Source organism: Alistipes sp. i18-0019-D1, assembly GCF_042852885.1.
Lineage (GTDB): Bacteria > Bacteroidota > Bacteroidia > Bacteroidales > Rikenellaceae > Alistipes.
Genome location: NZ_AP031424.1, coordinates 2,068,800 through 2,092,607 on the forward strand (window position 1 = coordinate 2,068,800; position 23,808 = coordinate 2,092,607).

Genomic DNA, 23,808 nt, shown 5'->3' on the forward strand with positions numbered 1-23,808 from the left:
ATTGCAGGAGGGGGGCAGGCGTAAGACGCCTGTTTTATGGGCAAGGTCGGTTTGTGCGGTAACGCATTGTTTCCGGCGCTTCTGGCCACGCCCCCCCCCCGATTTTAATATTCCGGGTTCCCGGATTTTCTAAAACAGGCTTTTTAAGCCTGCGGTGTCCACTTGTGCGGCAAGAGCTCTTCGAGTTGTTTTACGGAGCAGGCCTGAATTCGGGTAAATACGTCCGTCAGCCATCGTATGGAATCGATCTCCCACAAGCGGCATACTCCCGCGCTTCCTTCAATTGCTCAACGCCTTCAAAGTCCAGCTTCAGTTGTGCGGGATCGGAGGAAATAAACTGCTCGGACTTGCGACCGAACACATTCGGCGCCACAAATATTTTTGCCGGCTTAATGAAGAGCAAATATTCGCTTCGACGAGTTGCTTTGTAAGGTCGGACTGGAGCATAACCGCAGCCTGTTTGTCGTCAAAAGGTTCTTCAACGAAGAGTTCATCGTCACTCAACACAAATCTTCGCAGATGCAGTCCGTTGTACGCCTAAACGATTTTTTATTTCTAATTCCGAACGCCGGAAAATGACTATATCAGGTTGTGAAAGCTATCAATACTGCAATTTCACATCAGATTGCCATCTTGGAATAGCACGCACGTGAATTGAGGGGGCCTTAATATCAAGACTCTGAAACCGGCAAAACAAGCGGTGGAATGGTTGCAAAGATGGAGATCAATCGTAAAACTGTTCGGTTTTGAATAGAACCGTTTCTGTGCAAGAAACCAACAGCAACCGCCAAAGCGCTGTCTATCTGCCTAATAAACCAACATCCCCTGCAAAATATTTTTGAGAACTCAAGATTTCAGGTATTTTTCTTTGCAAGAAGAAATGCAACAGAAAGAGCGCATTATTGCCCATTCGGGCAATATTAATGTTTTGAAATTGATATAAATACTTAATTTAGAGGCTGTTTTTCGGAGGGGGGGGGGATTTTTTAGCATAAGATTTAAACGGAATAGTTTGGTCGTTTAAACAATATTCCATACTTTTGTGTAGTAAAAGTGCGGTTTCTTACAAAGAACCCGTATCTGCAGACAGGTTTACAACCGAGTATTTGGATTAATACCGGTTGGGCGCGATACAATAATCAAATTGAATATCAAGCCTATAACCTATAAGTGCTTCGTGTCGCGGGACGAAAATACCGGATGCGGAGGAATACAAAGAATGCCCATACGTAAACGATGGCAGGCGACGCTTCGGTACATTGGTATGCCCTCAAGGTTTTTTTCAATAGAGTCTTCGAAATAGAAGAACTGCTCAAGAAAGATCTTAAGGAGAGTTACATTCCCTGCCAGACGATCAATGTCGTCTCCAACGGCATTCGGAAAACCGAGCGCCAAACGATTATCCCTTCATTGATGTTTTTCCGCTCCACGGAGCAATATGCAAATGAATTGCAGACTGCTCTCCGAGGGCGGATAATGGTTTATACGTATTTCGACGAGAATAAAAAACGCCAGCCGGCCGCGATCTCCGATCATGAAATGAATATGTTCATACTGGTTACATCGGCCGGGGATAAGGGGCTGGAGTTTTTTGCTGATGATTGTCCGGAATATCAGGTAGGCGAACGGGTCCGGGTAATCGACGGACTTTTCAAGGGAGCCGAAGGATATATCAAACGTATCAAGCACAACAGGCGCCTGACGGTATCTCTCAAAGGCGTATGTATGGTGGCAACCTCATTCATTCCGCCCTGCTGCCTGGAAAAAATAGAGTAAGCATTTCCGCTGCATGAAAACGGCGAATGGAAAGGGATTCGTGCAGAGGAGGCATTGCAACGCATCATTCTGATGGGCATGAACTCCTATATGCTGCTTGACAGTCGTCACGATACGATCATTCAGAAAGCTATTCCTATTATTGCATAAGCCGCCAGCTGCAATTCTGCCGAACGGCGGAATTGACTGCCGATGAAATTCGCTACTATATTTTAATATACGACGCAATTCAGCAAAGTGCCGTCAATGATCCCGGGAATCGTAAATATCTGAACGATATTGCCCAATTGCTGGAAGCGCAAAGGATGCCGAAGAACAGCGCCGAAGCGCTGCTTTGCCGCAGCATAGCGATAGACGATCTTTGTGGTCGAATCTCCGACGAAGCCCAACAACAGATGCGGGCGAACGTCAAATAAGTTCCGATTTTCTACCTGAAGGGATTAGCTCCGAAGCCGTTGTCGCCATTTATCGGCAACGAATAAAGTCCCGTATTGCAGTCGGGACGCATCTTCCACCATAATTTCTGGAAACATCACATATACGCGTCACTGTAATTAGCAACTGTCCGGATTTAACTTCGCCTCCACATGTTTTATGTCTTTATGACCCGTTTCGGGATTGAGAAATACCTTTCGTCGCGGTATTTTTCGTCGTGGTTGATTTTGGCCATCGATACCGTAGTATCTGTTTTTTCGACGTTTGTTGCCTACCTTTTGGTCCGGGGTCTTTTTCCGCATCCTGTTTTCACGGTCTGGTACGGCGTGTATCTTCTGGCAGGTTCGTGCTTGCTGAGCGTCATCTCGTTCATTCTGTTCCGTACGTTCCGGAGCGTCATCCGCCACACGACCCTTCGTGAAGTCTGGAAACTGGGCGCCGCGGTTCTGCTGAAGGACGTGCTGATGTTCGTCTATGTGCAGTTGCTTCCGCAGTCTCCGCTTCCTCCCCAGACGGCTATCGCCCTGGGGTTCATGCTGGATGTGCTGGTCACGCTTTTCCTTTTGCTGGCCCTTCGTCTGGGGATGATCATCCTTTACGACCTGCTGAAACTCAACCGCACGCGCCGTGCGAACTGCCGTCAGGTTCTGGTCTACGGGACGGGGGACAAATCAGTCTCGCTCGTTACGCGTCTCCAGAACTCGCCCCATTACCGGGTCATCGGGTTTCTGACCTATGGCAAGTTGTTAAAAAACCATACGATCGCCGACCGTCCGGTGTACTACTTCGAGGACGAAAGCAGCATCGAATATCTGCGGGACCGTGTCGATATCGATGCCGTACTTTTCGCCACGAACGACGACGCACAGTCGGAACAGGAACGGCTGATCAAGTACTGTACGGAGAAATCGGTGAAGATCCTGATCGCCCCTCCGATCGACGAAGTCATCGACGGCAAGATCATGAAGCAGTCGATCCGGGAGATCAAGATCGAAGACCTGCTGGGCCGCCCCGAAATCAAGATCTCGATGGAGGAGATCGTCGCCAACTTCAAGGACAAGACGATTCTCGTTACGGGAGCCGCGGGATCTATCGGCTCGGAACTATGCCGCCAGCTGGCAACGTTCGGTATCCGGGAACTTATTCTGTATGATAATGGTGAGACCCCGATGCACAACCTGCGCCTGGAACTGGAAGAACGCTATCCGAATTTGAAATTCATCCCCGTTATCGGCGACGTGCGGATTCCGGCCCGGCTGGACTTCGTGTTCCGGACGTACCATCCGCAGGTGGTGTTCCATGCCGCGGCTTATAAGCATGTACCTCTGATGGAGGAGAATCCCTGCGAGGCGGTGCTGGTAAATGTCGCCGGGACGCGCAACGTGGTGGACAAGTGTATCGAATACGACGTGGAGAAGATGGTGATGATCTCGACGGACAAGGCGGTGAACCCGACAAATATCATGGGTTGCACGAAACGCCTTGCGGAAATCTATGTGCAGTCGCTGGGTCTGTCGATCGAGCAGGGACATACGCAGGGGAAGACACGTTTCGTTACGACGCGCTTCGGGAATGTGCTTGGTTCTAACGGAAGCGTCATTCCGCGTTTCAGGGAGCAGATCGCCAAGGGCGGTCCGGTGACGGTTACGCACCCGGATATTACGCGCTTCTTCATGACGATCCCGGAGGCCTGCCGGCTGGTTATGGAGGCAGCTACGATGTCGACGGGGAACCAGATCTTCGTCTTCGACATGGGCGAATCGGTGAAGATCGCGCACCTGGCCCGTCGGATGATCTCGCTGGCGGGCTTCGAGCCGGACGAAGACATCAGGATCGAATATACGGGTTTGCGTCCGGGAGAGAAACTCTACGAGGAGGTGTTGTCGAACAAGGAGAACACGCTTCCGACGACGCATGACCGGATACGTATTGCCAAGGTGCGGGAGTATGATTACCGGGAGGCTTGCGGGGTGGCCGAGGAACTGGAAAGCCTCTCCCGTTCGGTCTGTATCCCCGATATGATACGGCTCATGAAGAGGACGGTGCCCGAGTTTAAGTCGAAGAATTCCAAATATGAAATATACGACCGCGAAGAGGTGCGGATCGAAGCTCAATGAAAATAAATCGGAAACGATTCGAAACATCATTATGAATAAAGTATTAGTTACCGGCGGAGCCGGTTTCATCGGCTCCAATCTGTGCGAAGCATTGCTGCAAAGGGGCGACCATGTGGTTTGCCTGGACAATTTCGCCACAGGGCACATGGAAAATCTCATTCCGCTGATCGAAAACTACCCTGACCGTTTCAAATTGATCGTCGGCGACATCCGCAAGATTGAAGATTGTCGTAAAGCCGTGGAAGGGGTCGAATATGTATTACATGAAGCGGCTTTGGGTTCTGTGCCGCGTTCCATCAAAGACCCTGTCACCACGAATGAAGTCAACATTAGCGGCTTTTTGAACATGATCGTGGCCGCACGCGACGCCGGAGTGCGCCGGTTCGTATTTGCGGCCTCTTCGTCGACCTACGGCGATTCGAAGAGTCTGCCTAAAGTGGAGGATGTGATCGGCAAACCGCTTTCTCCGTATGCGATAACCAAATACGTGGATGAACTTTATGCTGATGTGTTCGCCCGCACCTACGAAGGGTTCGAATACATAGGCCTGCGCTATTTCAACGTGTTCGGTCGTCGGCAGGACCCCAATGGCGCTTATGCTGCGGTCATTCCGCTCTTCGTCAAGAAGTTCCTCAACCACGAAGCGCCCAACATCAACGGCGACGGTGAATATTCCCGGGATTTCACGTATGTCGACAATGTGATCCAGATGAATATCCGGGCTATGGAGACAACGAATCCCGAAGCTGTAAATCAAATCTACAATACGGCTTATGGCGATCGTACCACACTGAACCAATTGGTCGGCTACTTGAAAGAATTTCTCTCGGAATACGATTCTGCCATAGCGCAACTCGAACCCACGCATGGTCCTAACCGAGCTGGTGATATTCCGCATTCGCTCGCATCGATAGATAAAGCGCGCAAATTGTTGGGATATAATCCACAGTATTCTTTACGGGACGGTCTGAAAGAGGCTGTCAAATGGTATCGTGAAAATCTGTAAAATAAAATAAACCCAACATAGAACAATGAAAGAAGTAAAGATTTGCGTAATCGGGCTCGGTTATGTGGGCTTGCCATTGGCTCGCCTTTTCTCCACGAAGTATAAAACCGTTGGTTTCGATATGAATCAGAAGCGTGTTGAAGCGCTGATGGCAGGTCATGACGCCACGCTGGAGGTTTCGGATGATCTGCTCCGGTCCGCAATCCGAAACGGTTTTGTTTGTACGTCGAATATTGAAGATATCCGAGATTGCAATTTCTACGTGGTAGCGGTTCCCACTCCTGTCGATGAGAACAACAATCCGGACCTGACACCCCTCTACGGGGCAAGTACGACGGTCGGGAAGGTGATTTCGAAAGGCGATGTCGTGGTTTACGAATCGACCGTCTATCCGGGGGTTACGGAGGATGAGTGCATTCCGGTGGTTGAAAAGGTCTCCGGGCTGAAATTCAACGAAGACTTTTTTGCCGGTTATTCTCCGGAGCGCATCAATCCGGGCGACAAGGAACATACAGTTGAAAAAATCAAAAAGGTGACGTCAGGTTCTACACCCGAAATCGGGCAATTTGTGAATGAAGTGTATGCTTCGGTCATTACGGCCGGTACGCATCTGGCCCCGACGATCAAGGTCGCCGAAGCGGCAAAGGTGATCGAAAACTCGCAGCGGGATATCAATATCGCTTTCGTAAACGAGTTGTCGAAGATCTTTACCCGCATGGGAATCGACACGCAGGATGTGTTGGAAGCCGCTTCGACGAAATGGAATTTCCTGCCGTTCAAGCCGGGATTGGTAGGCGGACACTGCATCGGTGTGGACCCCTATTATCTGGCGCAATGCGCACAGCGCTACGGCTATAACCCGGAGATTATCCTTGCCGGACGGCGCATGAACGACGGAATGGGAGAGTACGTCGCCCAGCAGGTGATTAAGTTGATGTTGAAGAAGGGAATTCAGGTGCTTGGTTCGCACATTCTTATCCTCGGTTTCACCTTCAAGGAAAACTGCCCCGATGTGAGAAATACAAAAGTGATCGACATTTACCGCGCGCTGCGCGAGTACAGCGTTTGTATCACGGTCTACGACCCCTGGGCGTCGCCCGAAATCGTAAAGCGCGAATACGGTATCGAAGTTACCAATCTTCTGCCCGAAGGCAAACGGTTCGAGGCGGTCGTGGCCGCAGTGGCGCACGACATGTTCAATGCGTTCGATCTGACCGGGGTGCTCGCTTCGGAGCATGTAGTTTACGACGTAAAGGGCAACTGTCCTCGCGAAATGATCGACGGTAGACTGTAATGGAACGGCGGAAGCGAATAAAATACATTGGCTATTTCGATTTTCAAGATTCGGATGTGTCGCGCAACTATGTGGTTTCCGCGACGAACAAGATGGAATATATCGTATCGGCGCTCAATGAAATCGGATACGATGTTGAACTCGTTTCGGCATCGGGTTCTGCGGAACCGGAATTCCGGTTTCACGGCGCGGAGACGAAAATCCGCAATCCCAGATTCAAGGTGCATTTTTTCGCCTCGTTCGGCGGTCGGAATAAACTGTTGCGAATTGTCCGAAATCTCTGGCATTCGCTCGCTCTACTCTGTTATCTGCTTTTCCGCACCCGAAGAAACGAACCGGTAATCGTTTACCATTCGTTAGGATATTACAACATCATTCTGCTCGCCAAACGAATCCGCAAATTCCGGCTGCTCCTCGAAGTCGAGGAGATTTATCAGGATGTCAGTCCCGTTCCGCACATGCTGCGTCTCTGGGAATACCGAACCTTTCGGATTGCTGACGGTTATATCTTTTCGACAGAGCTGCTGAACGAGAAAATCAACGTCGCACGCAAACCCTGCGTAGTCATCTACGGAACCTATCGTGTGGAACCGCAGATCGCGGTCCGGCCTGACGACGGAACGGTTCACGTCGTGTATGCCGGTACATTCGACATCCGCAAAGGAGGAGCGGCTGCTGCTGCCGCAGCGGAATTCCTTCCGGGAAATTATCATGTTCATATACTTGGATTCGGCAACGAAAAGGATACTGCACAAATCAGACGCATAATCGAGCAAACGGCCAGCCGCTCGACGGCGAAAGTAACATTCGAAGGATTGCTGAAAGGGACCGACTACATCCGTTTTTTGCAAAAATGCCATATCGGCTTGAGCACCCAAGACCCGTTGGCCGCTTTCAATGCAACATCCTTTCCCTCGAAAATACTCTCGTACATGTCCAACGGACTGCAAGTGGTATCCATACGGATAGAAGCCATCGAGCACTCCGCAATAGGCGCCGAGATCCATTATTACACGGAACAGACTCCTCAACATATAGCCGAAGCCGTCGTGTCTGCGGCTGAAAGTGCTGCCGACGATAACAGGGAGGTGATCAAGCGGCTCGATGAAGAATTCAAACGAGATATTGCTTCGCTGCTGAATTAATCCTATGAAAATACTCCATATCAACACGGTTTGCGGACTCGGCAGTACCGGATCGATCGCTGCCGATATCGCCGCCGAATGCGAGAAAAGGGGGCACGCGTATTACATTGCCTACGGTCAGGGCGACACGGCTTATCACCGGAGTTTCAAGATCGGCGGCAGATGGGAGAACCATTTACACAATCTGGTCTGCTCGCGTCTGCTCGGCATGCAGGGTTACGGTACTTACCGCGGGACGAAAAAGCTGATCGCATGGATGCGCGAGTTGGCTCCCGATGTCGTCCATCTGGGCAACCTGCACGGCAATTACCTGAACCTGCCCCTTCTGTTCGACTATTTGCGGCAAAGCCGGATTCCCGTCGTATTGACCCTTCACGACTGCTGGGCTTTTACGGGCAAGTGCTCGCACTACACGGCTGCGGGATGCTACAAATGGAAAACGCAGTGCGAAGCTTGTCCCCAGTACAGAAAATATCCGCCGACGCTTTTTTTCGACCGTTCGGCCCGTTTGTTTCGTGACAAGCGGAACTGGTTCACATCGCTCGCCCGTCTGCAAGTTGTAGCCGTTTCACAATGGCTGAAACAGGAAGCCGAAGAGTCGTTTCTCGGGAAATGGCCCGTAAGCCGTATCTACAACTGGGTGGATTCCACCCGGTTCCGGCGTGTCGTTCCCGATGAGACCTTTTGCCGGAAATACCGGTTGCCCGGAGGTTGCAAATTTCTGGTCAGCATAAGCGCCGGATGGAACGAACACTCGTCCAAATACTGGGATGCCGTCAATCTGGCTTCCAAACTACCGTCCGACTACAGGCTGCTGTTGGTCGGATCAGTCAATCGCGGTACAACCATCGCACCGCCGATTTGCCATATCCCATACATAGCTGATCCTGGGGATCTTTCGGCCGTCTATTCGCTGGCGACAGCCTATGTGCATCTCTCTGTCGAGGACACTTTCGGAAAAGTGATTGCCGAAGCAATGGCCTGCGGTACGCCCCCGATCGTCTTCGACTCGACTGCCTGTCCGGAGATTGCGGCGGAATACGGATTTGCAGTCGCTCCGCACGACGTGGATGCCATAGTCGCCCTGTTGCCCCGGGTCGAATCAATCACACCCGCACACCGGGAGAAACTCATCGAGCATGTACGGACGAATTACGATTATGCCGAAAACACAGGCCGATATCTTGAAATCTACGAACAAATGATCAGCTAATGGAAATACAGCTGCTGGTTCTGATGCTGGCATTGCTGGGCGCGTGGTATTACTCGTTGCTTCCGGCTGCCACACCAATTCGGGAAAACCGGAACCGAAAGAATTATATCATCTTTATCTGTATCATCCTGATTCTCCAGTCGGCCTTGCGTCATGTAGCAGTCGGAGCGGATACCTATGCCTACTATCTGAAGTTCGAGGAAATAAAGCTGACAAGCTGGCAGGAAATCTGGGAGAATTTCCGCAGCGTGTATGTCCTGGGCGAAGGCAAGGATGCCGGTTATCCGTTGATTCAAAAGGTTTTTCAATTCTTTAGCGGAGAATATCGCATTTTCCTGTTTTTTGTCGCTGTGATATTCTTTTCATCGTTAGGATATTTTATCTACACACAGACAAAGTACATAAGCGATGTTTTTGTTGCAATTGCTATTTACGAGGTCTTGTTTTACAGTTTCTTCTCCATCACGGGTTTACGGCAGACTTTGGCTACGGCATTTACCTTTTGGGGGTTGCACTTCATCCGACAGCGCAAGCTATGGCAATATACGCTGCTGATTATCTGCGCTGCGTTCATTCATAAGTCCGTACTGCTCTTTTATCCGTTTTATTTCATCGCACGTCTGAATCGGCCCAGACAATTGTTAGCGGCGTCCTTCGTCATATTTCCGGTCATGTTTGTGTTCGGACGCTCCGTTGCCGGGATCATGGCCTTACTCTCCGCACAGGACAACTATATGGGCTATGCACTTTCGGATGCGAATCCGACCGGAGCAGTCGATTTTTCCATTTTCCTATTGGGTTGCGGCATTTTAGGTTGGATCGCGTTGCGCAATGCCAAACAACGGGATAGCGATATGCCGATAATCTACAATGCGATCTCGATAGCCATTATTTTTACCCCTTTGACTTGGATCGATTCGAGTCTGATGCGCATCGTACAATATTTCTCCATATTCATCCTGGTTTTTTTACCCTATGTAATCAATAATTTGTTCCGTGATTATCAAACACGCATCGTCGCGATAGTAGTCCTTATGGTTCTTTTCGTCTCGGTGATCATAATGCGAAATGTGGATTACGCTTTCATGTGGGAACAGATGCAGCTTAACAGCAATTATCTATAAGACGAAACGCCAATGGTCCTTACAGATTTATACCGTAAATTCGACCACAACAGATCCTTGATATACAATATTGTCGGCACGTTCGCCGTAAAAGGAGGAACGATGCTGCTGTCGTTGATTTCAATGCCGTTGTACTTGAACTATTTCGAGAACAACATCCTGCTGGGTGTTTGGTTTACGATGCATACGGTATTATCCTGGATTCTGGTTTTCGACCTCGGCATCGGCAATGGTCTCAGGAACCATCTGACAACGGCGCTGGCCCGAAACGATCGGGATAACGCCAAAGCGTATATCTCGTCAGCCTACATCATGTTCGGCGCATTCGTAGCGATACTCTCGTTACTGGTGTTGGGGTTGAGCCATGTCGTTTCCTGGAACGGCATATTAAATGTTTCCGAACATGTGATCGATCCGGCAGACCTGCATCAGGGCGTCAACATAACGTTGGTCGGCATCATTTTTTCATTCATTTTACGTCTGATAAATCCCGTATTATACGCCCTTCAAAAATCGGCCTTACCCAATTTCCTTGCGTTCATCGGTTCGCTTCTGCAAGTAGCCTTTCTCTATTTCTACACAGCGGCCAAGGGCGATCTCGGCCATAATTTCATCATTCTGGCCTGGGTTCATGCATTGTCAATCAACATTCCGCCGCTGATTGCAACCGTCGGTGTGTTTTGGACGATGTTAAAAGGTTATTTTCCTTCGTTTTCGTTCTTTTCCAAAATACATGCACGGCAGATATTGACTCTCGGACTCCTGTTTTTCATTCTCCAGATTCTTTACATGGTCATTTCTGCAACGAACGAATTTTTCATTTCCCACTTTTTCGATCCTTCCTATGTCGTGGAATATCAGATATACATGAAACTGTTCTCCATCATCGGAAGTCTGGTTACTCTTGCGTTGGTTCCGGTCTGGTCGGCCATTACAAAAGCATTTACGGAGAAACGGTTCCAATGGATTATTAAGCTCTACCGAATGCTCAACTATGCTGTCGTCGTAGCGGCCATCATCCAATTCCTGATGCTCCCCTTTTTAAGATCAATCATCGAGTTCTGGCTGAAAGATAACGCAATCGCTGTAAATTACTGCTATGCATTCTGTTTTGTCGTATATAGTTGCGTGTCTATCTGGATTGCGATTCAGTCAAGTATTGTGGCGGGTTTGGGAAAACTGAAAGTACAAGCTTGGTTCTATACCTTCGCTGTGATTTTCAAAATCGCCGTAATCATTCTCGTCGCGAAACTCGGAGGCTCATGGATAACCGTAGTTAACATATCGATCGTCGCACTTCTTCCGTATTGTGTCGCACAGCCATTCTATATCAGAAAAGCATTAAACGAAATGAAACATGTTTAATCTGTTTTACCGTTTGAAAGAAACCGTTCTGCGCCATGTGCGAGTTCGTTGTTTCCAAGCGCGCTTTCCGAATTGCCCCCCCCCACGGATCCTGGGCAAAATCCACATCAACGCCGCCGATGTGCGCATTGGCAAAGATGTGACGTTTTACCCGGGCGTCTATCTTTGGGGACGCAACATCGAGATTGGCGATCATGTCGATATCGGCGTAGGAACGATCATTTATTCGCGGAACGGAGTGAAAATCGGAGATAACACCTCCATCGCCGGTCAATGCTACATCATCGACTCCAACCACGGAATCGCCAAAGACCGGCTGATCCGCGAACAACCGATGGATTCGGCCCCAGAGGGTATATCCATCGGCAACGATGTCTGGATCGCAGCTCAATGTACGGTGTTGAAAGGAGCGCGGATCAACGATCACGCCGTTATCGGAGCACAATCGCTCGTCAATGGCGAGATTCCGGAAGGTGCCGTATGTTTCGGCACTCCCGCTACGGTGAAAAAGTACAGGGGATAATCGGCTTCTAAACACTATCGTCCATTATTGCTCTAACCTCATACAACCCAGTCTCATGCAACCTGTGCGAATCGTCGGGAAAGCATACGGAGCCGTTGTGGGTTCGCATGCGGTCGTAATCCACGGCATCGCTTCGAATTCGTTGGCGGCGAGAATTTTCGCGCGCACGATCCGGGAAGGAATGGCGTGGGAGCCACTACGGCTATAAACAATCAAACATAACAAATTCATAATTATGTCCATTTTTCAAGACAAAGTCCTGTTAATCACAGGCGGCACGGGGAGTTTCGGGAACGCCGTGCTACGTCGCTTTCTGGATAGCGACATCAAGGAGATCCGCATTTTCAGCCGGGATGAAAAGAAGCAGGATGACATGCGTCATGCGTTGCAGAACCCGAAAGTGAAGTTCTATATCGGCAACGTACGCGACAAGTCGTCCGTTGATATCGCGATGCGCGGGGTCGACTATGTTTTCGCAGCGGCGGCCCTGAAACAGGTTCCGTCGTGCGAGTTCTTCCCGATGGAGGCTACGCGCACGAACGTAATCGGCACGGGCAATGTACTCGAATCGGCCATCGAACACGGAGTGAAGAACGTCGTGGTTCTCTCGACGGACAAGGCTGCCTATCCGATCAATGCGATGGGCATCTCGAAGGCGCTGATGGAGAAGGTCGCCATCGCCAAGGGCCGCGAACTGGGCGAGGGCGCACCGACGACGATCTGTTGTACGCGCTACGGCAACGTGATGGCGAGCCGGGGCTCGGTGATTCCGTTGTGGGTGGAGCAGATGATGGAGGGTAAACCGATCACGATCACGGACCCGAACATGACGCGCTTCATGATGACGCTGGACGATGCCGTTGATCTTGTGATCTACGCCTTCCAGCACGGACATAACGGAGACCTTTTCGTTCAGAAGGCTCCTGCCGCCACGCTTTCGACCCTTGCCGAGGCATTGAAACAGACCTACGCGAAGGTAGACCCGAAATACGGCGGGACGGAGGTGAAGGTTATCGGCACGCGGCACGGCGAAAAGCTTTACGAAACGCTCGTCACGCGCGAGGAGATGTCCAAGGCGATCGATATGGGCAATTACTATCGTATCCCGTGCGATACGCGCGACCTGAACTACGACAAGTTCTTCACCGAGGGCAGCGAGGATGTCTCGAAGATCGAGGATTACCACTCGCACAATACGCGCCGTCTGGATGTCGAAGGCATGAAAGAGCAACTGCTGCGGCTCCGCTTCGTCCGCGAGGACCTGGGCCTGATCGCCCGCGCCAAGCCGCGTGACATCCGTTCGGAGTAATCCCTCTGCATAAGAATACAGGCCTTGCTTCCGGGCGTAAAACGGATTGCGATCCTCACATCTCATTTCTTTGCGGCCCGCACCTCTTGCTATGGCCGCCCCACACAAAATGAACATATTGGTTACGGGAGCCTCGGGCTTCGTAGGAAAGAACCTTCTTTCCCAACTGCGTAATATCCGTGACGGCAAGGCGAAGAACTATGCCGTCGAAGGAGATCTTACGCTCTATGAATACGATCTGGGCAGTACGCCGGAAGAACTGGACCTGTACTGCAGGAATGCGGACTTCGTTTTCAATCTTGCGGGTGTCAATCGTCCGCAGGACCCTGCGGAGTTTATGAAGGGCAACTTCGGCTTCGCGTCGACGCTGCTCGACACGCTGAAGAAGCACGGCAATACATGTCCTGTGATGATCTCGTCATCGATCCAGGCGTCGCTGGACAATCCCTACGGCGAGTCCAAGCGTGCCGGCGAACAACTGCTGTTCGACTATGCCGAAGAGACCGGCGCGAAAGTATTGGTTTACCGTTTTCCGAATCTTTTCGGCAAATGGTGCCGTCCGAATTACAATTCGGCAGTCGCTACGTTCTGCAACAATATCGCGAACGACCTTCCGATCACGGTGAACGACCCGTCGGTGGAGCTGCATCTGGTCTATATCGACGACGTGGTGGACGAACTGATCGGAGCGCTCACGGGGGGCGAACACCGTGACGGGGATTTCTGCGTTGTTCCGACATCGCACCGGATTACTTTGGGTGCGATCGTCGATCTGCTGCACTCGTTTCGGCGGATGCCCGAGACGCTGGAGGTCCCCGATACAACCAAAGACGGCTTTGCGAAAAAACTCTACGCGACGTACCTCTCGTACCTTCCGTCTGACAGATTCGCTTACGACTTGAAAATGAATGTCGACCCGCGGGGCAGTTTCACGGAGATTCTCCGCACGGCCGACCGGGGGCAGTTCTCGGTGAACGTCTCCAAACCGGGCATCACCAAGGGGCAGCACTGGCACCATACGAAGAACGAGAAATTCGTGGTAGTGCACGGGCACGGGCTTATCCAGCTGCGCAAGGTGGGCAAGGACGAACAGGGCAATGATTATCCGGTGGTCAACTATGAAGTAAGCGGCGAAAAGATTCGGGTCGTGGAGATGATCCCGGGCTATACGCACAACATCGTCAACCTCTCCGATACGGAAGACCTGGTTACTTTCATGTGGTGCAATGAGTGTTTCGACCCTGCAAAGCCCGATACCTATTTCGAACCGGTAGAATAACTGCAATCCAATGAATACAATCAAACTCGACTATTCGGACGTAAAATTTGCGGATAACGGCAAACTCAAATTACTGATCATCGTAGGCACACGCCCGGAGATTATCCGTCTGGCGGCGGTCATCACGAAATGCCGCCGGTATTTCGATACGGTTCTGGCGCATACGGGGCAGAACTATGACTATAATCTGAACGGGATTTTCTTCAAAGACCTGAACTTGGAAGCCCCGGAGGTATATATGAATGCCGTAGGCGACGATCTGGGGGCAACGGTCGGTAATATCATCAACTGTTCCTACAAGTTAATGGAGGCTGTCAATCCCGATGCGCTGCTGATTCTGGGCGACACGAACTCCTGCCTGTCGGCCATTGCCGCAAAACGCCTTCATATTCCGATTTTCCATATGGAGGCCGGCAACCGCTGTAAGGACGAATGCCTTCCGGAGGAGACCAACCGCCGGATCGTGGACATTATTTCGGACGTGAATATGTGTTATTCGGAACATGCACGACGCTATCTTGCCGAAAACGGGCTTCCGAAGGAGCGGACCTATGTTACCGGCTCCCCGATGGCGGAGGTGCTGCATGCGAATCTGAAGGAGATCGAGGCTTCGGACATCCACCGGCGGCTGGGGCTGGAAAAGGGCAGATACCTGCTGTTGTCGGCCCACCGCGAGGAGAATATCGACACGGAGAAGAATTTCTTGAGCCTGTTCAACGCGATCAATGCGCTGGCCGAGAAATATGACATGCCGATTCTCTACTCGTGCCACCCGCGTTCGAAGAAACGCCTGGAACAGTCGGGCTTTGAATTGGACAGACGGGTAATCCGCCATGAACCGCTGGGCTTTCATGACTACAACTGTCTGCAAATGAATGCTGCGGCGGTGATTTCGGACTCGGGGACGCTTCCGGAGGAGAGTTCGTTCTTCCTGTCGGTGGGCCATCCGTTTCCCGCGGTCTGCATCCGCACGTCGACGGAGCGTCCCGAGGCGTTGGACAAGGGGTGTTTCATCCTGGCGGGTATCGACACGAAGTCGCTCTTGCAGGCGGTGGATACAGCGCTCGGAATGAATGACGCGGGCAATTACGGGACTCCCGTTCCGGATTACACGGATGAAAACGTCTCGACGAAGGTCGTCAAGATTATTCAATCCTACACCTCCGTCGTTAACAAAATGGTTTGGAGAAAAGAATAACGCTTAACAATCTTTAATTTTTTCGGAATGAAATTTTCTCTGATAATTCCGGTCTATAATACGGCCGAATACCTCGCCGACTGTCTGAATTCATGTATGAACCAACACAACATGGCACTCGGTCGGGATTATGAAATCATCTGCGTGAATGATGGTTCGACCGATGATTCTGCCCGCGTTCTGGCCCGATTCGAGGGGGGGGATTTGCGTTGTCCACCAGCAGAATGCGGGCGTAAGTGCAGCCCGGAATAACGGATTGGAACATGCACGGGGCGAATACATCTGGTTCATCGACTCGGACGATTTCATCCGTAACGATATACTGGAATCGCTTTGGTCCTTTCTGCGCAAAACAGGAAGCGACGGCATACGCATCGAGAAGGTAGCAGTCGGGGCTGATGCCCATCCGCAGAGTGCTTTCATGGCTGTCAAATTGCAGGAGTCAACGGATAGCCGACGGGCATCCACGGCAGTCGATTACATCGTCTCTCGGGATTATCTCATTCGACACAAGATCCGGTTCGACCGTTCGATCACCTATGGCGAAGATACATTGTGGGTCTTCTGGCTCCATTTCTTCAAAGGCGTTTTCCGGAATCTGTCCAATTGTTTCTATTTCTATCGTCAGCGTCCCGGATCAGCTGTCCATTCGACGGCGAAAGATCGCCATGTAAAGCATCTGAAAAGCATGCAGGCGATGCTCGCAACCTATCAACGGGCGCTGAACGAATACGGCGACAGATTGTCGGAGGCGGAGCGCAGCCATTTGAAACACCGGATTTATTGGAGTATTCAAAACGTGTTGTTCGACGCCTTGCATGCGGCTCCCGAGGAACGTAGTCACATACTGAACGAATTGACAACGACCGGATTTTACCCCTATCCCGTGTTGTGGGGCCGATTATCCTTGAAATACGGCTGGAAAAATCTGGCAATGAATCTTATTTCGTTGTTCTTTCCTTTCAAGTCGTATTATTTGAGCATTTGCAAATGCAAAGATTTGTTAAAAAAATAAACTCGCGATGAAAGCTGAAATAAGTATAGTCATACCGATCTACAACGCCGAAAAAACGCTTCGGCGCTGTATCGACAGTGCCGTTAATCAAACTTACCGTGATATCGAGATCATACTGGTCGACGACGGCTCTACGGACAACTCCGGGAGGATCTGCGACGAATATGCGGAAAGAGATGCGAGAATCCGCGTAATACACAAACGAAACGGAGGTGTTTGCGATGCGAGAAATACCGGAACCCAAGCCGTCACGACTACTTGGCTGACTTTTGCGGAGAGCGACGACTATCTTACGCCGGATGCTTGCGAGACGATGCTTCGCGAGGCCGAAAAACATCGGGCGGATCTGGTCATGGGAGCCTATTATAAAAAAGGCGCCAATGGGGAACGGATCAAACACCTTTTTTTCGAAGACCATATCGTTTTCACGCAAGCGACAATACACGACGTACTTCTGAAAAAAGTGCTCGGTTTAACGGGAAAAGCGCTGAAACACCCCGAACAGATCGATTCGTTGCTGACCTGTTCGGCAAAACTGTTCCGCACGGACATCGTCAAAGAGAACCATATCGAATGGATCGATCGCAAGGTGATTTATTCCGATTGTCTGGATTATATTCTCAAATACGTATATCGTTGCCGTTCGGCTGTGTATGTCGACAAACCGCTGTATTACTACGTGCGGACGAACACGGAATCCCAGACGGCATCGTATCGTCCGTTCACGATTGAACTGTGGCAGTATCAGTTTGCCGAACTCGAAAAATTCATTACCAGGCACAATTTGGAAAAGGTATTGGACGAAGCCTATTACAACCGCATCTGTTTTTCCGTGATTCCGATCGGCGGAAATGCCTATCGGATGCATGATTTTTTTCGCGGATTTGCCGAAGTCAGGCGGATTTTCAGAATTCCGATCTATAAAAAGGCATTTGACCGCTTCTCGCTACGTTATTTGCCGGTTCACTGGAAGATGTTCTTCTTCACGGCCAAATACCGGTTGAGATTGAGTTTTTACTTGAGTTCCATCGCCATGCGAAAAATAATGAATAAAAGCCGCAATCTATGAATAATCCGAAGGTAACAATTGTTATTCCGGTCTACAAGACGGAAAAATACCTCGCTGCATCGGTCCGGTCAGCCATTGACCAGACCTACGGGAATCTCGAAATCATATTGGTCGATGACGGATCGCCCGACGGATCACCCGAAATATGCGATGATTTTGCAAAAAAATACGCGCATGTTTCGGTGATCCACAAGCCTAACGGAGGTTTAAGCAGCGCACGCAACGCAGGCATCCAGGCCGCTACGGGATTCTATATCCTGTTTTTGGACTCGGACGACCGGCTCGTGCCGAATACCGTCGAACTGATGGTGGCCGAGGCACTTTCGACCGGAGCGGATTGCGTCATTCCCAATTCTTATTTCAAAGTATACGAAGACAAGGAGCAGCGGCACCTGTCGCGTCATTTCGAATCTCGCTATTTCGAAGAGGATCCGATCCTGTTTGCGCTGAATATCATCATCCAGCAAGGTCGGGCACGAAGAGCGACCGCCGTGCTGTATAAAAGTTCGATCATCCGGGACAACGGTATCGAATTCCCGGACAAAACCATATCGGAGGACTTTTTCTTCAATCTGGACTATATGCTCCGGGCGGAGAAATTGGCTATGTTACCCCCTCCCACCTTGCTCTGCCTGAAACGCAATGGCAGCATATCCTCCTCCTATTTCGAGGATTTCTTTTCCACCATCATCCGTATGGACGATGAAGTCGCCCGCTTCATCAGCAAAATCGATTCCGTCAAATACGGACAACACGCAGCGGGCAAACGTGAATCCCTTTTATTCAGAAATGTGCTGATTTATGTGATCCAGGTTTTGCTGGATCCTTCGAAAAAATACGGAGCACGTAAGAAAAAAGCGCTCGAATATTTGGCCCATCCGCGGGTCGAGGCTGCTATCGCCTATCCGATCCAACTGCCTTACTTCGACGGTTTCATCCAACGATTCTATATGCGTCTTTCGTTATGGTTGTGGCGTCACAAATGCTATTCCATGCTATGTAGGGTAAGTTATTGGGCCGGCTTGAAAAACCGGATTTAAATCATGAAAATTTTAATCGTATCCAATTCGCCCTGGAGAAATGACAACAATTTCGGAAATTCGTATTCCAACCTGTTCGACGGCATTCACGAACAGATCGAAATCGCGAACGTCTATTTGAAACACGGAACGCCTGACTGTACGATCGTCAAAACCTTCTTTCAGATTTCCGAACGTTCCCTGATAAGGAACCTGCTCCATCCGAAATATCCCACAGGCGAAAGACGGCTCCCGGATACGACTGCAACTAATGCCGAGGCGAAAGATGCTCGCGTTTTCGACAAGGTACGCCCGTTCAAAGGTCCCCTGCTGATCTGGGCGAGAACTGTCGTTTGGAAAATCGGAAGGTGGAAAAGCCGTGAATTGAAAGAGTTCGTAGACGCATTCGCACCGGATCTGTTATTCATTCCGATCTATTATTCGCATTACATCCATGATATTAATTTCTGGATCAAGAACAGATGCGGTATTCCGGCGGTCGGGTACATTTCCGACGACAATTATTCATTGCGCAAGATATCGTTCAATCCGTTATTCTGGATCGACCGTCTCATAATGCGCAGGCGATTGCGCAAAGTATTCGCAGCATGCGATATTGTTTACACCATTTCGGAAAATCAAAAAGAATATCTGCGACAACGGTTCGGCGACAAATTCAAGGTATTGACGAAATACGCCGAGTTCGATAAAAGTAACAAGCCGGCAGGTTTCCGCCCACACGCTCCTCTCCGAATGTTGTATACAGGCAATCTCGGAAGCGGACGATATTCGTCTCTCTGTCTGATCGCAAAGGCGCTCAGGCAGGTAAATGCGCACGAACAACGAATCGTATTCGACATATACACGTCGACCGTTCTCTCCGAAAAGCTGCGATCCAGACTCAATACGGCGGAAACCACACTGCATGATGCAGTAAGTTTCGAAAAAGTCTTGGAATTGCAACGCCGAGCTGATATTTTGGTACATGTCGAAGGTTTGTCGCTGAAAGAGCGTCTGGATGTAGCCCATTCATTTTCCACAAAAATCGTCGACTATCTGCAACAATGCAAACCCATTTTCGTCGTGGGGAAAGACGATTGCGCCTCAATCCGCTATTTCATCGATAACGATTCGGGAATCGTCGCTCAAAACTATGACGAAATTGTCCGAAAACTGACCGCCATAGCCGCTTCGCCGGTAATCTTGGCAGATTATGCAGAGAAAGCATGGACGTGCGGCGAAAAAAATCACCGGAAAAGCATTCATCAAGAGGCATTGAAGAACGATTTGCTCAATGTCGTGAAACAAACGAACAAAACTCGATAAATCCATGTGGCGTAAACACCTCAAAAGAGGAACGGATTTCCTCCTTTCGCTCACCGGACTTATGGTCCTCTCTCCTCTTTTGCTCCTGATTGCCATCCTGATCAAACTGGAAAGCAAGGGACCCGTCATTTTCAGGCAAAAACGACTGGGCCTGCACGGCGTGCCCTTCGAAATCTACAAGTTCCGATCGATGTGCGTGGGCGCAGAGAAACAGGGCTCGGGCGTCTATTCGTTCAAAGGCGACAGCCGGATTACACGTGTCGGCCGAATCATCCGCGCCACGAGCATCGACGAGCTGCCGCAGTTGGTCAACATCCTCAAAGGCGACATGGCGCTCATCGGACCTCGTCCGGCTCTGACCTATCACCCCTGGCCTTACAAACAGTATACCGAGCACCAGAAACGGATGTTCGACGTGCGGCCGGGCGTGACGGGCTGGGCGCAGGTCAACGGCCGGAAAGAGGTCCCTTGGCCCGAGCGGATCGAACTCAACATCGAGTACGTCGACCGGCTCTCGTTCGCGTTCGATGCGAAAATCTTCTTCATGACGATTTTCAAGGTATTCACGATGGCGGACAACAACAATGTATCGCAGACAAACAAGTAGCCCCATGTTGAAATTAATGTATATCACCAACCGACCCGAAATCGTGCACATTGCCGAACAATCGGGCGTGGACCGCATTTTCGTCGATCTGGAAACCATCGGCAAGCAGGAACGGCAGGGCGGAATGGATACAGTACAGTCGCACCATACGCTCGACGATGTGGCTGCCGTCGGTAATTCGGTCGATCGCGCGGAATTGCTTGTCCGGTCCAATCCGATCCATCCCGGCTCCCGGGCAGAAATCGAAACCATCGTCAGCAACGGGGCCGACGTGATTATGCTGCCCTATTTCAAAACCGTCAACGAAGCGGCGAAGTTCATTGATCTGGTGGCCGGCCGGGCTAAAACAAGTTTACTGGTAGAGACCGCCGAAGCCGTTGAACAGATCGATGCGATCCTGTCCTTGGAGGGAATCGACGAAATTCATATCGGACTGAACGACCTGCACCTGGCCTATGGGATGAAATTCATGTTCGAGTTGCTCACTGACGGCACGGTGGAGCGTCTTGGACGCAAAATACTCGCACGGGGCATCCCCTATGGCTTTGGAGGCATTGCCCGTCTCGGCGCCGGTGCTCTGCCCTCGGAGGCTGTCATCAAAGAGCACTATCGGCTCGGTTCCACGCGGGCGATTCTGTCGCGCAGTTTCTGTAACACCGATCTTGTTCGTGATCCGAAGGAGATCAACGAGATATTCCGCAATGGAATGTACAAGATCAGGGCGCTGGAAACCGAGATCATGGCCCACAAACTCTATTTCGAGGAGAACCGACGCTTCGTTTGCGAAGCCGTAGCCCGCATAGCCAACCGATGATTGACGAACGTATGAATCTGTTGTTGACCGGTGCGTTCGTCTATACGGACGGACAAATCGAGAAGCTTGCCGGGCTGGGCTATCGTATTCATTTTATGCAACAAGAGGCGGACGGGTTGCCGCTTCCCGCATCTGAAGTTGATGCGGTCGTATGCAACGGATTGTTCCTGCACCACGATATTGAGGCCTTTTCGAGGCTGCGCTGCATCCAGCTCACCAGCGCCGGATTCGACCGGGTTCCGCGAACACGCATCGAGGTTCGCGGAATCGAACTGCACAATGCCAAAGGCGTGTACAGCGCTCCGATGGCGGAATGGGCGCTATTCCGGCTTCTCGAACGGTACAAATGCGCCTCGCATTTCCGGGACGCGCAAAACGCCGGCAAGTGGTTGAAAGACCGGAACCTCCGGGAGATCGCGGGGACGAAAATCGCTGTGATCGGTGCGGGCAACGTCGGGCAGGAGGTAGCCAAACGGTTCGGTGCCTGCGAAGCCGAAATCACCGGATTCGACATCCACACGCATGCGACACCGGGTTTCGATGCGATGCGACCGATAGAGACTCTTGAAGCGGCCGTCGGCGAGTTCGATACCGTCGTCGTTACGGCTCCTCTCACCGAAGGGACCTACCATCTGCTTTCAGAACGGGTGCTGCGCAATCTCAAACGCGGAGCCACCCTCATCAACATCGCCCGGGGAGCGCTTGTCGATGAAGCGGCACTCGGCCGGATACTGGCCGAACGGCCCGACCTCCATGCCGCGCTGGACGTATTCGAAAACGAGCCGCTCCCCGAAGAAAGCTCTTTGTGGCGACTGCCCAATGTCGTCGTATCTCCTCACAACTCTTTCGTATCGAACGGCAACGCGACACGCATGTTCACGCTATTATACGAAAACCTGAAAAATTTCATCGGCAAGTCTCATGAAGAAATTCCTGCTCGTTTCGCCTAAAAACCGCACGGTCTACAATTTTCGCGGCGATCTCATCCGGGACATCCGTGCCAAAGGTTACAACGTAGTCGTAACAGGACCCAACAGGGACCATATCGACCGAATCGAAGCATTGGGCGCCCGATTCATCGAGATTCCGATGGACAAGACGGGAATCAACATCCTTTCTGATCTGCGTTATCTGTGGCGGCTTTTCAAGGTCATCCGGCAGGAAAAGCCCGACATCACGTTGGGGTATACGATCAAGCCGGTCATCTACGGCTCCATCGCAGCCTGCCTGGCCGGAGTGCCCAACCGCAACTCGATGATTACGGGGGCCGGTTATCTTTTCACGGGCACCTCCCTCAAGGCGAAGATCCTGCGTACGTTGGCCCTCGTACTCTATCGGATCGGACTCGGTTGCGTCCATCGCGTGATTTTCCAGAATCCTGACGACCGGGCCGAATTCGTATCCAAAGGACTTCTGCCGGCTTCGAAATGCCGGGCGGTAAACGGTTCCGGAGTCAATATGGAGCATTTCGCGCCCCGGCCGCTGCCTGCACAGCTTACCTTCTTCATGCTCTCGCGCGTACTATTCAGCAAAGGCATCCGCGAATATCTCCAGGCCGCTGAGCGGGTCAAGTCGCGGCACGGCGAAGTTCGGTTCATGTTGCTCGGGGCCGTGGAACACATGCCCGATGCACTTACGATGTCGGATTTGCAGCCCTATATCGACGCAGGCGTCGTCGATTATTTTGGTGAGACTTCGGATGTAAGGGATTATATCGGTCAATGTTCCGTTTTCGTTCTGCCCTCCTATCGCGAGGGTACGCCACGTACGGTTCTCGAGGCGATGGCCATGCGGCGTGCGATTCTCACCACGGATGTGCCGGGATGTCGCGAGACGGTCGTTCCCGGCGAGAACGGATTTTTGGTTCCGGCCGGAAATGCGGATGCGCTGGCCGAGCGGATGATATGGTTCATTGAACATCCCGGCCGGATCGAAGAGATGGCCGAACGGAGTTTGGAATTGTGTCGCGAAAAATATGAAATCGGCCGAGTCAATCGGACCATGCTGGAAATCATGAACGTCGTCTGATCTCGTCCGTCGATGCCGACCTGCCGGAGACGACGTACGATATGTTGTCGGCCAGATCCAGGAAATATCGTGAAGTGAATAACCGGCGAAAAGCAGGCGAATAGCAGTTTTGTAACGCCTCATTGTCTCCGGGCGCGTACGTGCGT

The 23,808-nt window shown here is 51.1% G+C and carries 22 protein-coding genes and 1 pseudogene; 22 read left to right on the forward strand and 1 reads right to left on the reverse strand.

Going from position 1 to position 23,808, the window contains the following annotated elements; all coding sequences use genetic code 11:
- Positions 1-143: 143 nt before the first annotated feature.
- Positions 144-257 carry a hypothetical protein gene (locus ACGHP5_RS08540; protein ID WP_367115705.1) on the reverse strand — a complete coding sequence of 38 codons (114 nt, stop codon included), beginning with the start codon at positions 255-257 and terminating at the stop codon, positions 144-146.
- 163 nt (positions 258-420) lie between these two features.
- On the opposite strand from ACGHP5_RS08540, the gene ACGHP5_RS08545 reads away from it, so the two are divergent.
- The 22 genes and pseudogenes from ACGHP5_RS08545 to ACGHP5_RS08650 all read left to right on the forward strand — a co-directional run bounded on the left by ACGHP5_RS08545 (position 421) and on the right by ACGHP5_RS08650 (position 23,662).
- Complete coding sequence (locus tag ACGHP5_RS08545; protein ID WP_337772687.1) at positions 421-579, forward strand: hypothetical protein; 159 nt, start codon at positions 421-423, stop codon at positions 577-579.
- A 657-nt stretch (positions 580-1,236) separates the two neighbouring features.
- Entirely contained in the window at positions 1,237-1,776 is a 540-nt protein-coding gene (locus ACGHP5_RS08550) for a UpxY family transcription antiterminator (protein WP_337772689.1), read from the forward strand.
- 182 nt (positions 1,777-1,958) lie between these two features.
- Complete coding sequence (locus ACGHP5_RS08555; protein WP_390566230.1) at positions 1,959-2,192, forward strand: hypothetical protein; 234 nt, start codon at positions 1,959-1,961, stop codon at positions 2,190-2,192.
- A gap of 171 nt (positions 2,193-2,363) precedes the next feature.
- A complete protein-coding gene (locus ACGHP5_RS08560) occupies positions 2,364-4,328 on the forward strand; it encodes a polysaccharide biosynthesis protein (RefSeq protein ID WP_390566232.1) in 1,965 nt (654 codons plus the stop codon).
- 31 nt (positions 4,329-4,359) lie between these two features.
- Positions 4,360-5,334 (forward strand): SDR family oxidoreductase, encoded by a 975-nt coding sequence (locus ACGHP5_RS08565; RefSeq protein ID WP_390568415.1) that lies wholly within the window; start codon positions 4,360-4,362, stop codon positions 5,332-5,334.
- Between the two features lie 25 nt (positions 5,335-5,359).
- Positions 5,360-6,628 carry a nucleotide sugar dehydrogenase gene (locus ACGHP5_RS08570; RefSeq protein ID WP_390566234.1) on the forward strand — a complete coding sequence of 423 codons (1,269 nt, stop codon included), beginning with the start codon at positions 5,360-5,362 and terminating at the stop codon, positions 6,626-6,628.
- Between the two features lie 92 nt (positions 6,629-6,720).
- Positions 6,721-7,773, forward strand: coding sequence for a glycosyltransferase (locus tag ACGHP5_RS08575; RefSeq protein WP_337756642.1), 1,053 nt, complete (start codon positions 6,721-6,723; stop codon positions 7,771-7,773).
- A 4-nt stretch (positions 7,774-7,777) separates the two neighbouring features.
- A complete protein-coding gene (locus tag ACGHP5_RS08580; RefSeq protein WP_337772698.1) occupies positions 7,778-8,986 on the forward strand; it encodes a glycosyltransferase in 1,209 nt (402 codons plus the stop codon).
- A complete protein-coding gene (locus tag ACGHP5_RS08585) occupies positions 8,986-10,110 on the forward strand; it encodes an EpsG family protein (RefSeq protein WP_337772700.1) in 1,125 nt (374 codons plus the stop codon). The genes ACGHP5_RS08580 and ACGHP5_RS08585 overlap by 1 nt, the downstream gene beginning before the upstream one ends.
- A 12-nt stretch (positions 10,111-10,122) precedes the next feature.
- The gene (locus ACGHP5_RS08590; protein WP_337756645.1) at positions 10,123-11,475 is read left to right on the forward strand and encodes a hypothetical protein; all 1,353 of its coding nucleotides are present in this window, start codon (positions 10,123-10,125) and stop codon (positions 11,473-11,475) included.
- Entirely contained in the window at positions 11,468-11,998 is a 531-nt protein-coding gene (locus tag ACGHP5_RS08595; protein ID WP_337756646.1) for an acyltransferase, read from the forward strand. Before ACGHP5_RS08590 ends, ACGHP5_RS08595 begins: the two co-directional genes overlap by 8 nt.
- Positions 11,999-12,233: 235 nt before the next feature.
- Positions 12,234-13,307: a polysaccharide biosynthesis protein gene (locus ACGHP5_RS08600; RefSeq protein WP_337756647.1), complete on the forward strand. Its 1,074-nt coding sequence runs from the start codon at positions 12,234-12,236 to the stop codon at positions 13,305-13,307.
- A gap of 109 nt (positions 13,308-13,416) precedes the next feature.
- Positions 13,417-14,586 (forward strand): capsular polysaccharide biosynthesis protein CapF, encoded by a 1,170-nt coding sequence (locus ACGHP5_RS08605; protein WP_337756649.1) that lies wholly within the window; start codon positions 13,417-13,419, stop codon positions 14,584-14,586.
- 10 nt (positions 14,587-14,596) lie between these two features.
- Positions 14,597-15,784, forward strand: coding sequence for a non-hydrolyzing UDP-N-acetylglucosamine 2-epimerase (gene wecB, locus ACGHP5_RS08610; protein WP_337756650.1), 1,188 nt, complete (start codon positions 14,597-14,599; stop codon positions 15,782-15,784).
- 96 nt (positions 15,785-15,880) lie between these two features.
- Positions 15,881-16,799, forward strand: a pseudogene (locus tag ACGHP5_RS08615) (glycosyltransferase family 2 protein).
- Positions 16,800-16,806: 7 nt separating this feature from the next.
- A complete protein-coding gene (locus ACGHP5_RS08620) occupies positions 16,807-17,868 on the forward strand; it encodes a glycosyltransferase (protein ID WP_337772703.1) in 1,062 nt (353 codons plus the stop codon).
- Entirely contained in the window at positions 17,865-18,908 is a 1,044-nt protein-coding gene (locus tag ACGHP5_RS08625; RefSeq protein ID WP_337772705.1) for a glycosyltransferase family 2 protein, read from the forward strand. The genes ACGHP5_RS08620 and ACGHP5_RS08625 overlap by 4 nt, the downstream gene beginning before the upstream one ends.
- A 3-nt stretch (positions 18,909-18,911) precedes the next feature.
- Positions 18,912-20,213 (forward strand): hypothetical protein, encoded by a 1,302-nt coding sequence (locus ACGHP5_RS08630; protein WP_337657168.1) that lies wholly within the window; start codon positions 18,912-18,914, stop codon positions 20,211-20,213.
- 4 nt (positions 20,214-20,217) lie between these two features.
- On the forward strand, positions 20,218-20,820 hold the full coding sequence (locus ACGHP5_RS08635) for a sugar transferase (protein ID WP_337772709.1): 603 nt from the start codon (positions 20,218-20,220) through the stop codon (positions 20,818-20,820).
- Between the two features lie 4 nt (positions 20,821-20,824).
- Positions 20,825-21,634 (forward strand): aldolase/citrate lyase family protein, encoded by an 810-nt coding sequence (locus ACGHP5_RS08640; protein ID WP_337657172.1) that lies wholly within the window; start codon positions 20,825-20,827, stop codon positions 21,632-21,634.
- Complete coding sequence (locus tag ACGHP5_RS08645; RefSeq protein ID WP_337657173.1) at positions 21,631-22,584, forward strand: NAD(P)-dependent oxidoreductase; 954 nt, start codon at positions 21,631-21,633, stop codon at positions 22,582-22,584. The genes ACGHP5_RS08640 and ACGHP5_RS08645 overlap by 4 nt, the downstream gene beginning before the upstream one ends.
- Entirely contained in the window at positions 22,556-23,662 is a 1,107-nt protein-coding gene (locus ACGHP5_RS08650; protein WP_337657174.1) for a glycosyltransferase family 4 protein, read from the forward strand. The genes ACGHP5_RS08645 and ACGHP5_RS08650 overlap by 29 nt, the downstream gene beginning before the upstream one ends.
- The last annotated feature ends 146 nt before the right edge of the window (positions 23,663-23,808 follow it).

Bases quoted from the DNA above. Each gene is read 5' to 3' on its own strand.
- ACGHP5_RS08550 (WP_337772689.1), top strand. From the start codon at position 1,237: ATGGCAGGCGACGCTTCGGTACATTGGTATGCCCTCAAGGTTTTTTTC.
- ACGHP5_RS08560 (WP_390566232.1), top strand. From the start codon at position 2,364: ATGTTTTATGTCTTTATGACCCGTTTCGGGATTGAGAAATACCTTTCG.
- ACGHP5_RS08565 (WP_390568415.1), top strand. From the start codon at position 4,360: ATGAATAAAGTATTAGTTACCGGCGGAGCCGGTTTCATCGGCTCCAAT.
- ACGHP5_RS08570 (WP_390566234.1), top strand. From the start codon at position 5,360: ATGAAAGAAGTAAAGATTTGCGTAATCGGGCTCGGTTATGTGGGCTTG.
- ACGHP5_RS08575 (WP_337756642.1), top strand. From the start codon at position 6,721: ATGGAATATATCGTATCGGCGCTCAATGAAATCGGATACGATGTTGAA.
- ACGHP5_RS08580 (WP_337772698.1), top strand. From the start codon at position 7,778: ATGAAAATACTCCATATCAACACGGTTTGCGGACTCGGCAGTACCGGA.
- ACGHP5_RS08585 (WP_337772700.1), top strand. From the start codon at position 8,986: ATGGAAATACAGCTGCTGGTTCTGATGCTGGCATTGCTGGGCGCGTGG.
- ACGHP5_RS08590 (WP_337756645.1), top strand. From the start codon at position 10,123: ATGGTCCTTACAGATTTATACCGTAAATTCGACCACAACAGATCCTTG.
- ACGHP5_RS08595 (WP_337756646.1), top strand. From the start codon at position 11,468: ATGTTTAATCTGTTTTACCGTTTGAAAGAAACCGTTCTGCGCCATGTG.
- ACGHP5_RS08600 (WP_337756647.1), top strand. From the start codon at position 12,234: ATGTCCATTTTTCAAGACAAAGTCCTGTTAATCACAGGCGGCACGGGG.
- ACGHP5_RS08605 (WP_337756649.1), top strand. From the start codon at position 13,417: ATGAACATATTGGTTACGGGAGCCTCGGGCTTCGTAGGAAAGAACCTT.
- wecB (WP_337756650.1), top strand. From the start codon at position 14,597: ATGAATACAATCAAACTCGACTATTCGGACGTAAAATTTGCGGATAAC.
- ACGHP5_RS08620 (WP_337772703.1), top strand. From the start codon at position 16,807: ATGAAAGCTGAAATAAGTATAGTCATACCGATCTACAACGCCGAAAAA.
- ACGHP5_RS08625 (WP_337772705.1), top strand. From the start codon at position 17,865: ATGAATAATCCGAAGGTAACAATTGTTATTCCGGTCTACAAGACGGAA.
- ACGHP5_RS08630 (WP_337657168.1), top strand. From the start codon at position 18,912: ATGAAAATTTTAATCGTATCCAATTCGCCCTGGAGAAATGACAACAAT.
- ACGHP5_RS08635 (WP_337772709.1), top strand. From the start codon at position 20,218: ATGTGGCGTAAACACCTCAAAAGAGGAACGGATTTCCTCCTTTCGCTC.
- ACGHP5_RS08640 (WP_337657172.1), top strand. From the start codon at position 20,825: ATGTTGAAATTAATGTATATCACCAACCGACCCGAAATCGTGCACATT.
- ACGHP5_RS08645 (WP_337657173.1), top strand. From the start codon at position 21,631: ATGATTGACGAACGTATGAATCTGTTGTTGACCGGTGCGTTCGTCTAT.
- ACGHP5_RS08650 (WP_337657174.1), top strand. From the start codon at position 22,556: ATGAAGAAATTCCTGCTCGTTTCGCCTAAAAACCGCACGGTCTACAAT.